The 11,129-nt window shown below is 67.8% G+C and carries 12 protein-coding genes; 7 read left to right on the forward strand and 5 right to left on the reverse strand.

Annotated elements, in window-relative coordinates; all coding sequences use genetic code 11:
* The first annotated feature begins 181 nt into the window (after positions 1-181).
* Entirely contained in the window at positions 182-625 is a 444-nt protein-coding gene (locus GRX66_RS11995; protein ID WP_159526775.1) for a universal stress protein, read from the forward strand.
* Positions 626-650: 25 nt separating this feature from the next.
* On the opposite strand, the gene GRX66_RS12000 is transcribed toward GRX66_RS11995, so the two are convergent.
* Genes GRX66_RS12000 through GRX66_RS12010 form a run of 3 tightly spaced genes read right to left on the reverse strand, consistent with a single transcriptional unit; the run spans position 651 to position 1,918 of the window.
* Complete coding sequence (locus GRX66_RS12000) at positions 651-944, reverse strand: hypothetical protein (RefSeq protein WP_159526776.1); 294 nt, start codon at positions 942-944, stop codon at positions 651-653.
* 55 nt (positions 945-999) lie between these two features.
* Positions 1,000-1,548, reverse strand: coding sequence for a GNAT family N-acetyltransferase (locus GRX66_RS12005; protein ID WP_159526777.1), 549 nt, complete (start codon positions 1,546-1,548; stop codon positions 1,000-1,002).
* Position 1,549: 1 nt separating this feature from the next.
* On the reverse strand, positions 1,550-1,918 hold the full coding sequence (locus GRX66_RS12010; RefSeq protein ID WP_159526778.1) for a universal stress protein: 369 nt from the start codon (positions 1,916-1,918) through the stop codon (positions 1,550-1,552).
* A 241-nt stretch (positions 1,919-2,159) separates the two neighbouring features.
* On the opposite strand from GRX66_RS12010, the gene GRX66_RS12015 reads away from it, so the two are divergent.
* Positions 2,160-2,789 (forward strand): DUF5806 family protein, encoded by a 630-nt coding sequence (locus GRX66_RS12015; RefSeq protein WP_159526779.1) that lies wholly within the window; start codon positions 2,160-2,162, stop codon positions 2,787-2,789.
* Positions 2,790-2,908: 119 nt separating this feature from the next.
* Here GRX66_RS12015 and GRX66_RS12020 read toward each other — a convergent pair whose 3' ends face one another.
* Positions 2,909-3,406 (reverse strand): DUF7529 family protein, encoded by a 498-nt coding sequence (locus tag GRX66_RS12020; protein WP_159526780.1) that lies wholly within the window; start codon positions 3,404-3,406, stop codon positions 2,909-2,911.
* Between the two features lie 132 nt (positions 3,407-3,538).
* Between GRX66_RS12020 and GRX66_RS12025 the strand changes: the two genes are divergently transcribed.
* The 5 genes from GRX66_RS12025 to GRX66_RS12045 all read left to right on the forward strand — a co-directional run bounded on the left by GRX66_RS12025 (position 3,539) and on the right by GRX66_RS12045 (position 10,468).
* Positions 3,539-6,280, forward strand: a complete 2,742-nt coding sequence (locus GRX66_RS12025; RefSeq protein ID WP_325064084.1) for an ABC transporter ATP-binding protein — start codon at positions 3,539-3,541, stop codon at positions 6,278-6,280.
* A gap of 174 nt (positions 6,281-6,454) precedes the next feature.
* Complete coding sequence (locus GRX66_RS12030) at positions 6,455-8,095, forward strand: ABC transporter substrate-binding protein (protein WP_159526781.1); 1,641 nt, start codon at positions 6,455-6,457, stop codon at positions 8,093-8,095.
* Positions 8,096-8,170: 75 nt separating this feature from the next.
* Complete coding sequence (locus GRX66_RS12035) at positions 8,171-9,184, forward strand: ABC transporter permease (RefSeq protein WP_159526782.1); 1,014 nt, start codon at positions 8,171-8,173, stop codon at positions 9,182-9,184.
* Complete coding sequence (locus GRX66_RS12040; protein WP_159526783.1) at positions 9,181-10,101, forward strand: ABC transporter permease; 921 nt, start codon at positions 9,181-9,183, stop codon at positions 10,099-10,101. Before GRX66_RS12035 ends, GRX66_RS12040 begins: the two co-directional genes overlap by 4 nt.
* A complete protein-coding gene (locus tag GRX66_RS12045) occupies positions 10,094-10,468 on the forward strand; it encodes a DUF7268 family protein (RefSeq protein ID WP_159526784.1) in 375 nt (124 codons plus the stop codon). The genes GRX66_RS12040 and GRX66_RS12045 overlap by 8 nt, the downstream gene beginning before the upstream one ends.
* Before the next feature lie 56 nt (positions 10,469-10,524).
* Here GRX66_RS12045 and GRX66_RS12050 read toward each other — a convergent pair.
* A partial coding sequence (locus tag GRX66_RS12050; protein ID WP_159526785.1) for an amidohydrolase family protein occupies positions 10,525-11,129 on the reverse strand: 605 nt, incomplete at its 5' end.

Raw genomic sequence — 11,129 nt, forward strand, 5'->3', positions numbered from 1 at the left:
CGCGCCCCTTAAAGCCACGCGCGGTCGAACGACGGTCCGCCTCGACCGACCGCCGATGCGGGCCGTCCGACCAGCACTCACCTCCAGTCGACCACGGCTCGGCTCCGGCCCGCCGGGATACGCTCCGCTCCACCCGTCGATACGCGGAGCGCTTTAGTAGCCTGCATACGCAGTCGCTCCCATGAGCCTCGAAGTGGACACCGTACTCGTTCCCGTGGACGGCACGGACGCGTCCGTCACGGCCGCCGAGTACGCGTTCGCCGTCGCGGACCGGTACGGCGCCGACGCCCACGCACTCTACGTCTTCGGCGAGACGGTCAGCCGCAGCATCAACGCCGGCGAAGTCGACCAGGCCGAACTCGCCGAGGAGACGGAGGCGTTCCTCGCGGACGTCGCCGAACTCGCGCCCGACACCGTCACCGTCGAATCCTCGATGGCGTACGGGTTCTCCACGTCCCGGAAACTCCAGCATCCAGGAAGCGTCATTCTCGACACCGCCGACGACGTCGACGCCGACTTCCTCACCATCCCGCGCGAGGGACTGCGCGGCGAGACCGGCGACGTCCTCGAGAAAGCAGCCGAGTACGTCCTCCTCTACGCCAGCCAGCCAGTCCTCTCGGTCTGAGGCCGCCGCCACGGGGTCCGTCCGGTCACTCCGGCGTCGCCCCCGTTCCCGACTCCTCCCCCGCGGCCGCTGCTTCCTCGATTCGCGTCTCTATCAACTGGTCGACGTGCTCGAACAGCGCGTGCACCAGCACCCACGTCGCGCCCAGGGTCAAGACGCCGACGAACACGAAGCTGAACGCGCCGGTCTGTCCGAACACCGCGTTCAGGACCACCAGCGTCGCCCAGGCCAGCGCCACCTGGAGGGTGAACTTGTTCCCGCGGGACACGTGCTCGTTGGACCGCTCGGGGGCCGCGTCGGACCGCTCGGGGTCGGGCATTCGTCAACGTCCCCGCCTCCGGGAGTAAATTGCTGCGAATCGACGCCGCCCGCGGTCACGACAGCCGAATCGCCATCTCCATCTCGAAGCTCTCCGCGGACGCCGTCTCGAAGCCCACCTTCTCGTAGAGCGCGACCGCCGGCCGGTTCCACCGCTCGACGGTCAGCCACACGTACTCCGCGCCGTGCTCCTGGCCGTACCCCAGCAGCGCCTCGATGAGCTCCGTGCCGATTCCCGCGCCCTGGTAGTCCTGGTGGACGAAGATTGCGAGTTCGAACGTCGTCTCGTCGTCCGGCACCAGGGTCCCGTGGCCCACCACGTCCTCGCCGTGCCACGCCAGGACGTCGAAGCCGTCCTGCTCCAGGAGGTTCTCCAGCCAGTCCCGGACGCGGGTCTCGCCGACCGGCGGCACGCCCTGCGCGCGGTCCGCCGGGTCGAAGTCCACGTACATCTCCACGAGCGCCTCGAACGCCTCGCTGTCGGCGTCGTGGTGCTCGCGCCACGCCCGCACCTCGATCTCGCGGTCCTCGCGGTCAGTGAACTCGGTGGGCGGCCGCGGGAACTCGCCGGCGACGTCCTCCGGGTAGACGCGTTCGTCCGGCATGTTAGCGCACCAGTTTTACGGACACGTGCGAGTTCAACAGCACGAACTCCGCGATCTGTCCGAGCCGGATCTTTCCCATCGGGCTCCGCTGTCCGCCCCCGAGCACGATCTGGTCGAATGCCTCCGACTCCGCCACCTGCACCAGCGAACTCCCCGGGTCCCCGGACAGCTGCCGCACGTCGGCGTCCAGGCCCACCGCCTCGAGTTCCGCGTTCGCCGCCGCCACGAGTTGCTCGGGCGTCCGGTCGCTCTCCGGGTTCTCCACGATGCCGATGGTCAACTCGTCGCCCGCGGCAGCCGCACGGGTCACCGTCTCCTCGAGCGCGTCGAGTGAGTCCTCGGCGCCGCCCATACCCAACAGCACTTTCATACGTGGACAGTCAGGGCGTTCGTAGAAAAGGATTCGGCTGAGCGGTTCCGGGCGAATCGAGGAACCGCCGAATACGCGAGCGGGGAGGAACGACCCGCTCGTTGACCTGGAGAGTCCTCACTTCGTCCGAGGCCCCGGTTGCTCGCGGTCGCTACGCTCCCCGCTCGCTCGTTCGGGGGGTCTCGCTTCGCTCGAACCCTCCGGCGACACGCTTTTGCGCACAACCCGGCAATCCACCCCCATGCCCGACCAACGCGGTTCGCCCGCCGACTGGGACCTGACGCCAGCGGTCGAGCCACTCGCCGACGACCCGACCGAACCGGACGACGACGTCCCGCAGGACGTCCGCGAGTACACCCGGTTCTCGAAGATGAACGGCGCGCAGTACGAGCGCGTCAACGAGTTCCTCCGGGACCGAACGTACATCACGGCCCGCGAGTGGGCGATCGCCCGGCTGTGCGCGGACTTCCGGACGGAGACGGGCGTGGAGATGACGAAGATCGGGGAGAACCTCCCGGAGCTCATCCCGTTCATGACGGACACGTACAGCCCGCAGGCCGTCAATCAGGCGCGAACGGCGTTCGAGGACAAGGTGCGGATGGCTGGCGCGACGTTCCTCTACGGCGCGATGTGCGACTTCTTCACGGCGGACGAACTCGACGACCTGATGTACGAGGTGACGGAGGTCGCGAAGTTCCTGCTGGAGGTGGAGGGCGTGGATCTCGCGGTCGAGGACGAACTGGAGGCCGAGGAGCGGATTTCGTCGGTGATGCGGGACGTGCGGTCGGCGAGTGACGAACTCCGTCACGACGGCACCGACTGCCCGAACTGCGGGCACACCATCGAGGCGGACGCCAGCGGCGACGACTAGCGCGTCAATCGTCGCGCAGTCCGACAGGTGTCGAGGTGTGCGGCAGGCTTTCGAGTAGAACGTAGGCGTCGGGCAGCACGAGCAGGTCGGCGAGCAGGACGTCCGGCGCCTGGCGAGGGCTAGGCGTCCAGCAGCCCGTCCGGGAGGAACGGCGCGACGTCCTCGTGGACGAACTCCACGTAGTCGTTGTTCAGGCGCCGACAGAACAGCCGGAGTTCGCCGGCTTCGGTGATCGAGTCGAGTTTCGGCTGCGACCCGCCGGGGTCGTAGTACGCTGGCACGAACACGGCCGTCTCGGTGTCCGGGTCCTTCTCGACGACGAGCAGGTAGAACATGCCGCCGTCCTCCGCGGTGAAGACGTCGACGTCGGTGAACGCGGTGTCGTCGTCTTCGGTGATGGCTTCCAGTTTCTCGTACTCGGGGCCGGGCAGGACGACGTCGAGGCCGGTCCGGAACTCGGAGTCGACGAGCACGGAGTCGCCGGGGTGGAGTTCCAGCGTGGTCCAGCCGCGGTCGCGGTACGCGTCGGCCGTCGCCGCCATGTCGTCGATGACGGCGTTCCAGCCATCGGCCGCCTGCACGTTCTCGGGAACGTCGCCGGCGGGGTTCTCGCTCATAGTTGCACCCCGGGCAGCACCGGGGATAAGCGTTGCCCACCTGTCTTGAGTGCGGGTCCGAGGCCGGGACGGCGGTCAGTCAGTGACGGAGTCCCACAAGGTATATCTTCGGCGCCCCGTGACTTTCTCGCAGTGACTGACCTCCTGTCTCTCTCCGGCCTCCGGACGCAGTTCAAGACGAAGCGCGGCGCAGTGAAGGCGGTCGACGGCATCGACCTCACCATCGGGGAGGGGGAGACCGTCGGCCTCGTCGGGGAATCCGGGTCCGGGAAGAGCGTCACGGCGCTGTCCGCGATGGACCTCGTGGACGAACCCGGGGAGGTCGTGGACGGCCGCGTGACGTTCCGGTCGCCCCGCCTCGCGGCGGACTTCCTCGTGGACTACGACGACGCCCTCGTCGCGTACCCGTTCGAACTCGTGGACGCGTCGCGGGAGGTCGTCAGCGACCTGCGAACCGGCGAGCACGTCGACGCCGTCCCCGAGGAACTCCGCGGGATGGCGGACGACCTCGCGGGCCGCGACGACCCCGCGGCGCTCGCTGACGCGTTCCGCGACGCTGCGGACCGCCTGGACGACCGCGCGACCGCGTCAGTGGTCGCGGACGACCTCGAAACCGCCATCGAGGACGCGGACGCAGGGTTCGTGTACGTCGACGACGACGCTCGCCAGCGACTCCGGAACGGCGACGGTGTGGGCGAGGACGCCGGCGAAGTGACACTCGCGGACGGCGTCATCGACCTCACTGCGGCGCCCGAGGAGGCGATGCGGAAGGTCCGCGGCGGCGAGATGGGGATGATCTTCCAGGACCCGATGACGTCGCTGAACCCCGCAGTGACGGTCGGCGAACAGGTCGCCGAGTCGCTGCGCCTCCACCGGTACGGCGACCGGAAACGCGACACGTGGCTGAACGCCATCCGGGAGATCCTCCCGAAGATCGGCGGCCGCGAGTACGACGAGGAAGTCATCGCGGACGTCGTCGACATCCTCACGGAGGTCGGCATTCCTGAGGCGACGACGCGCCTCGAGGAGTACCCACACGAGTTCTCCGGTGGGATGCGCCAGCGCGTGCTCATCGCCATCGCGCTGGCGTGCCGCCCGCAGTTGCTCATCGCGGACGAACCGACGACGGCCCTGGACGTGACGATTCAGGCCCAGATCCTGGACCTCATCGACGACCTGCAGGACGAGTTCGGGATGTCGGTGCTGATGATCACCCACGACCTCGGCGTGGTCGCGGAGACCTGCGACCGGGTCGCGGTGATGTACGCCGGCGAGATCGTGGAGGAGGGTCCGGTCGAGGAGATCTTCCACAACCCCAGTCACCCGTACACGTACACGCTCCTGGAGTCGATTCCGACCGAGGAGAAAGAGCGACTGACGCCCATCGAGGGGAACGTCCCGGACCTCATCGACATGCCCGACGGCTGCCACTTCGCCGCCCGGTGTCCGTGGGCGCAACCCGAGTGCCGCGAGGGCGAGATTCCGTTCCTCCAGCACGGCGGCAGCGACGTCGACCACACCTCGAAGTGCATCCTGCCGGAGTTCGACGAGAGCGAGTACGGCACGCAGGGCGTCGCCGCAGCGACCACACAGGACATCGGCGACCCCATCGTCACCCTCGACGGGATGCGGAAGTACTACGAGCAGGAGGACAGCGTCTTCGACCGCCTGTTCCCCGGGAAGGAACCAAGCGTGAAAGCGGTCGACGGCATCGACCTCGACGTCCGGCAGGGCGAGACGCTCGGCCTCGTCGGGGAGTCGGGCTGCGGGAAGTCGACGGCGGGGCGGGCGCTGCTCCACCTCGACCCGCCGACTGACGGCACGGTGGTGTTCGCGGGCGAGAGCCTCGGCGACCTCTCGAAGTCCGAGCTGCGCGAGAAGCGCAAGGACATGCAGATGGTGTTCCAGGACCCGATGTCGAGTCTCGACCCGCGGATGACCGTCGGGCAGACCATCATGGAGCCGTTGAAGATCCACGGCCTCGCGAAGGGCGAGCGACGCAAGCGCGTGCTCGAACTCCTCGAGGAAGTCGGCCTGGACGAGAGCCAGTACGGCCGCTACCCCCACGAACTGTCGGGCGGGCAGCGCCAGCGCGTCGGCATCGCTCGCGCACTCGCGGTCGACCCGGATTTCATCGTCGCCGACGAGCCGGTGTCGGCGCTGGACGTCTCCGTGCAGGCCCAGATCATCAACCTCATGGAGGACCTCCAGGAGGAGTTCGGGCTGACGTACCTCTTCATCGCCCACGACCTCTCCGTGGTGCGCCACATCTCCGACCGGGTCGCGGTGATGTACCTCGGCGAGATCGTGGAGGTGGCGGAGACCGACACGCTGTTCGCCGACCCGAAGCACCCGTACACGAACGCGTTGCTCTCAGCGATTCCCGAACCAGACCCGCTGGCGGACACGAGCGGCCGCACCATCCTGAAAGGCGACGTGCCGTCGCCCATCGACCCGCCGAGCGGGTGCCACTTCCGAACGCGGTGTCCGTCGATCATCCCGCCCGAGGACCTCGACATCGAGCAGGAGCGGTACCGGGAAGTGATGTTCTACCGCCAGCGCGTCGAGTCCCGCGACATCGACCTCGAGGCGGTGCGCGCGGAGGCCGCGGGCGAGCAGCCGGCGAGTCGCGCCGTCGCGGACGGCGGCAGCGACGTCAACGCCGTGCTGCGCGACCAGTTCTTCGACGGCCCGCTGTCGGGCAAGTCCCGGGACGCCATCGAGCAGTCGTTCCGCCACCTCGAGGACGGCGACTGGGAGTCCGCGGAGCGCGTCCTCGAGGAGACGTTCGAGAGCGTCTGCGAGCGCGAGGACCCGTCACTCGGCGACAGCGACCATCCGGCGGCCTGCCACCTCTTCACCGACGCGGAATAGTCCTCCTGTTGCCATCCTGGCACCCATCGAGCGCCGCTCGTACCAGCGCCGTCTATCGGTCTTGGCAATTCTTGCGCGGTTGTATCTGACTGACCTATCAGTCAATCTGCCTCTCGTCCGGTGGTTCGAGTGCCGTCCGGTAGTATTATTTATGTAGCTCTATGGATTTCTCTTATGGCAGGTAATGACAGCCAGCTTTCCAGGCGGAGCTTCCTGAAAGCGGCGGGTAGTGCCACAGTCGCTGCAACAGCAACCAGCTCTGTCGCCGGGTGTCTCGGCGGCGGTGGCGACGGTGGCGGGACGCTCCGGTACGGCCGGAGCGCTCACTCGGACACACTCGACCCACAGAACACGACCAGCGGGGAAGTGTCGAAGGTCACGAACCAGATCTACGACGGCCTCATCAACTTCACACCGGGCGAGGCCACCCTCGAGAAGAGCCTCGCGACCGACTGGACGATGGACGGCGAGAGCGTCACGCTCCAGCTCCGCGAGGACGCGCAGTTCGACGACGGTACCGACTTCACCGCGGACGACTTCATCGCGACGTACCGTCGGTTCGTCGACGAGGACTACGAGTACCACTTCGAGGAGTCCTCGGTCTACGGGCCGTTCACGCTCGGGAACTGGATCGACTCAGTCGAGAAGGACGGCGACTACACGCTGAACATCACGCTCACGCAGCCGTACGCGCCGTTCCTCCGGAACCTCGCGATGTTCGCGGCGGTGGTCATGTCCAAGGACGACGTCGAGAGCGACTTCAACTTCAACCAGGACGCCAACGGCACCGGTCCGTTCCAGCTCGACGAACTCGACAACGCGAACGGCCGCATCCGGCTGACCCCCAACGACAACTACTGGGGCGACGGCCCGCAGGTCAGCGAACTCCTGTTCATCGAGCGCGGCCAGAACTCCACGCGCGCACAGGCGCTCGTCGAGGAGGAACTGGAGATCATCGACAACCTCGACCCCGACACCATCAGCACGGTCGAGGACGCGGACAACGCGGCGGTCGAGAGCGGACAGGGGATCAACATCGGCTACATGGTGTTCAACCAGTCCCGCGTGGAGGCGTTCCGCGACACCCGCGTCCGCCAGGCCATCAGCTACGCCATCGACACCCAGTCCATCGTGGAAGAGGTCTACGAGGGCATCGCGACGGACGCGAACCAGCCGTGTCCGCCGGCACTGTTCGGGCACAACCCGGACATCGAGGCGTACCCCCAGGACCTCGAGAAGGCGAAGTCCCTGCTCGAGGAAGCGGGCTACGGTGACGGGTTCTCCTTCCAGCTCACGACGTTCCAGAACGCGCGCGGTTACAACCCCGCGCCGCTCCCGACCGCCGAGACCATCCGGACGAACCTCGGCGAGATCGGCATCACCGTCGAGATCGACGACCGCCAGTTCGGTGACTACCTGACGTACACCGGCGAGGGCCGCCACGACGCCTCCCTGTCCGGCTGGTACACCGACAACGCCGACCCGGACAACTTCATGTACGTGCTGCTCCACCCGCAGGTAGAATCCCCCGAGGGCCAGGACTACGTGGACTGGGGCACTGAGGGCTTCAACACGTCGAACCGCGCCGCGTGGGCGAACGAGGAGTACATGAGCCTGGTCGAGGAAGCCCAGCGCACGGCCGACCAGAGTTCCCGCGAGGACCTCTACCACGAGGCCGCACAGATCGCACACGACGAAGCGCCGTGGGTGTACATCGACTACGCCGACGAGGTCCGCGGCGTCCGCGAGAACGTCAGCAACTACACGGTGTCGGCCATCGGCGGCCCCCACCTCCACCTCGTCGAAGTCGAGTGACAACTCCCCGAGGGCTCGGCGAATCGTCCCCGGCGACGGGAAGTTTTTAGCGTCTCGAAGCCCGGTCTTCGCGTAATGGTATCAAAGCGGTTTATCGCGAAACGACTGCTGTTGCTCGTCCCCGTCCTGTTCGGGGTCGCGACAGTCGTGTTTGCGATTCTGCACCTCTCACCGGGCGACCCCGCGTTGACCATCGCGGGCGAGCGAGCGAGCCAGGCGTACGTCGAGCAGGTCCGCTCGAATCTCGGCCTCGACGACCCGCTGTGGGAGCAGTACGTTCGCTTCCTCCGGGACACGGCGGCGCTGGACTTCGGACAGTCCTACCAGGTCCAGCGCGGGACGGCCGTCAGTTCGATTCTCGTCGACCGCCTCCCCATCACCATCGAACTGGCCATCCTCGGACAGATCGCGGGCCTGCTGTTCGGCCTGCCGCTCGGGATTCTGAGCGCGGTGAAAAAGGACACGTTCACGGACCACTTCACCCGCATCGGCGCGCTCGCCGGCATCAGCGTCCCCATCTACTGGAGCGGCCCGCTGCTCATCCTGTTGTTCGCCCAGATATTCGGCATCCTTCCGACCAGCGGCCGCATCTCGTCGTCGTACTTCGTCGACTCGACGACCGGCCTCATCCTCGTCGACACCCTCCTCGAAGGCAACTTGGCGGCCTTCGAGTCGGCGGCCCGCCACCTGCTGATGCCCGTCGTGGTGCTGGGCGTCTACTCGATGGCGTTCATCTCCCGGATGATGCGGTCGTCGATGCTGGAAGTCATTCGCATGGACTACATGCGGACGGCGCGTGCGAAGGGCCAGGGCGCGAAAATCACCGTGATGAAACACGGCCTCCGGAACGCGTTCATCCCCGTCATCACCATCATCGGCATCCAGTTCGGGTCGCTGCTCGGCGGGTCCGTGTTGACCGAGACGGTGTTCGAGATCAACGGCATCGGGACCCTGCTGGTGTCGGCCATCGAGCGCAGTGACTACCCCGTCGTGCAGGCGACCGTCCTCGTGTTCGCATTCATGTACACCCTCGTGAACCTCTTCGTGGACATCACGTACTCCATCCTCGACCCCCGGATCGAACAATGAGCACGGATACCTCACAGTCGTCGGACGTCGAACGTGGCTTCCTCGAGCGAGTCCGCGCCAGTCCGTTCCTCGAGGAACTGCTCTCGAACCGCATCGCCGTCTTCGGGCTGGTACTCATCGGGGGGATGTTCGCCATCGCCATCTTCGCGCGACTCGCGTACGACATCGACACCATCGTCGACACGATGTTCGGGACGAACCCGACGAAGGCCGCGCCGAGCGCCGAGTTCTGGTTCGGAACGGACGGCCAGGCCCGCGACGTCTTCCCGCGCGTCCTCTACGGCGCGTGGTACGCGCTGAAGTTCGGGACGGCGACCGTGCTCGCGTCGACCGTGCTCGGCATCGCCGCCGGCATCCTCGCCGCGTACTACGGTGACCTCACGGACAACGTCATCATGCGGACGATGGACGTGCTGTTGTCGTTCCCGTCGCTGCTGTTGGCGCTTGCGCTGGTCACCATCTTCCCGGAGGAACTCGGCCTGTGGCGCGCTGTCGCGGCGCTCACGCTCGTGTACACGCCGCGGTTCGCCCGCGTCGTGCGCGGCGCCGCGCTGAAAGTCCTCGAGGACGAGTACATCGACGCGACTCGCGCGCTCGGCGCGACGGACCCCCGGCTGTTGATCCGCCACGTCCTCCCGAACTGCCTCGCGCCGATCACCGTCCAGTCGACGCTGAACTACGGTCTCGCCATCATCGACATCGCGGCGCTGTCGTTCCTCGGGTTCGGCGCGAGCCCCGGCGACCCGTCGTGGGGGATGATGCTCGCGGAGGGCGTCGAGCGCGGCCTGTTCTCGGGCGCGTGGTGGTGGTCGTTCTTCCCCGGCCTGTTCCTCGCGCTGACGGTGCTCGGGTTCAACCTCCTCGGCGACGGGATGCGGGACGCGCTCGACCCCCGCATGCGGGACACCGTTGACTGACTCCAGCGTCCCGTCGTCGCGGCCGCGCGCGGAGCGCTACCGCGCGCTGGTCGTCGGCGCACTCCGCTGGGTCGCCGTCGGCGCCGTGCTCGGAACCGGCGTCTCGCTCGCGCTCCTCACTATCTGGTCGCCGAAGGGCGCGACGGACACGGCGTTCGCACTCGGCGCGCTCGTCCTCGGGTTCGGCGTCACCGCGTGGTCCAGCGCCGTCGGCCTCGGCCGGACCATCGAGGGAATGCAGGAGCGACTGAACGTGAGTTCGGGGTGGACGGAAGCCAGCGCCCGCGAGGCGTTCTTCGTGCTGTCGTGGACGGGCGCCGGCTGGGTCGTCGCCGCCGCGCTCACGTCGATTGCGCTCGGCGTCTAGGCGATCGCGGCTGCTCGCTGTTCTGCGCGGTCAGGCGTCGTGTGCCTACCTGCCGGTCAGGTGTCGTCTGCCCGCCGAACGTTCTCGCCGTCGTGGTCGGCGAACGAGTCGCCGTCCCAGACGACCGTCCCGCGGACCATCGTCAACTCCGGGAACACCCCCTGTTTCCCCTCGAAGGGCGTCCACCCGCACTTCGAGTGCAGGTCGCCGCCGCGAATCTCGCGGGCGTCCTCGGGGTCGACGAGCACGAGGTCGGCGTCGCGGCCGGCCTCGACGCGGCCCTTCCGCGGCAGCCCGAAGATCTCCGCGGGGTTCGTCGCCGTCACGGCCCTGACGCGCTCGTAGCTCAGCCGCCCGGTCCGGGCGGCCTCGAGGAGCAGGGGGAGCGCCGTCTCCACGCCCGGCACGCCCGACGGCGCGTCCCAGATGCTGGCGTCTTTCTCTTCGCGCGTGTGGGGCGCGTGGTCGGTCGCCACCACGTCGATGCGGCCGTCGGCGAGCCGCTCGAACAGCGCTTCGCGGCGGCCCTCGCTGCGCAGCGGCGGATTCATCCGGCCGAACGTCCCCAGGTCGTCGAGGTCCTCGCGCGACAGGAAGAGGTGGTGGGGCGTCGCCTCGCAGGTCGCGCCGCCCGCCCGTGCCGCGTCCACGCCCTCGGGCG

The organism is Halobacterium bonnevillei (genome assembly GCF_009831555.1).
Lineage (GTDB): Archaea > Halobacteriota > Halobacteria > Halobacteriales > Halobacteriaceae > Halobacterium > Halobacterium bonnevillei.